Source organism: Mesorhizobium sp. B2-3-6, assembly GCF_006442305.1.
Taxonomy (GTDB): Bacteria; Pseudomonadota; Alphaproteobacteria; order Rhizobiales; family Rhizobiaceae; genus Mesorhizobium.
The window spans coordinates 1-1,051 of sequence record NZ_VFVW01000028.1; the positions used below are offsets into that span (position 1 = coordinate 1).

1 protein-coding gene is annotated in these 1,051 nt (G+C 59.8%); it reads right to left on the bottom strand.

Going from position 1 to position 1,051, the window contains the following annotated elements:
• Positions 1-10 precede the first annotated feature (10 nt).
• Positions 11-959, bottom strand: a protein-coding gene (locus tag FJ953_RS30330; RefSeq protein ID WP_140501651.1) for an IS630 family transposase whose coding sequence is annotated in 2 segments (ribosomal slippage) — positions 11-622 and positions 624-959 — 948 coding nt in all. Because the reading frame shifts where the segments join, the coding sequence is not laid out codon by codon here.
• Positions 960-1,051: the final 92 nt, after the last annotated feature.

Consider the following 1,051-nt stretch of genomic DNA (forward strand, 5'->3'; position numbering starts at 1 on the left):
CTAGAGCGTTTCATATCTTGACGGAAGCGTAGCCTGCGTTTTCGAAGTAGTTCCTGCATTCGGCTGCCTCGATTGTTTCGACGAGGTGGCCGATGTGGCGCCAAGTGTCCTCGATTGTACGTTTCTGAGCTTGGCGCATCCAGTGTTTGATCTTGGCGAAGGCCTGCTCGATCGGATTGAGGTCCGGGGAATAGGGCGGCAGGTACCAAAGCCTGGCGCCGGCAGCTTTGATCATCTGCCTGATGGCCGCCGACTTATGACTTCCCAGATTATCCATGACGACAATATCGCCGGGCTTCAGCACCGTGATGAGCTGCTGCTCGACATAGGCCCGGAAGCATTGGCCGTTGATCGGGCCGTCGAAGACGCAAGGCGCTGTGAGCCGATCCCAGCGCAGCGCGCCGAGGAAGGTCAGCGTGCGCCAGTGGCCGTGCGGAGCCAGGCCGCGCAGCCGCTTGCCCTTCGGCCCCCAACCGCGCAGCGGAGCCATGTTGGTCTTGATCCAGGTCTCATCGATGAAGACCAGGCACTGCGGATCGAGGCCGGTCTGCCAGGATCGCCATCGCTGACGCCTGCGGGCAATATCGGCGCGTGCCTGCTCAAGGGCGAACAGCGTTTTTTTTGAAGCTCAGGCCCTCGCGCCTCAAGAACAGCCACACCGTATTGTGCGAGACCTTGATCCCGCGCGCATCCAACTCGTCCTTCAGCCGATGCAGCGTCAGTTCAGAGGTCTGATTGATCCGCTCCACAATGAAAGCCCGATGGGGCTCCAGAACGCGCTTACGGTGTCCGCCCATCTTGCCCGGCGCCACCGAGCCGGTGGCACGGTAACGCTGCGACCACTTCACCACAGAGGAAACCGCAACGCCAAAGCGCGAGGCAACCGCACGGCAGGTCTCCCCGTCGACAACTGCCGCTACTGCACGCTCACGAAGATCATTTGAAAGCGCTCGCGTCATCAGATGCTGGCCTCCAATCCAGCCAGCATCTTGAATCACAAACATCCGGTTTTGGGAATCCTACGATTCTCCCAAAATAGGAAATGCTCTAG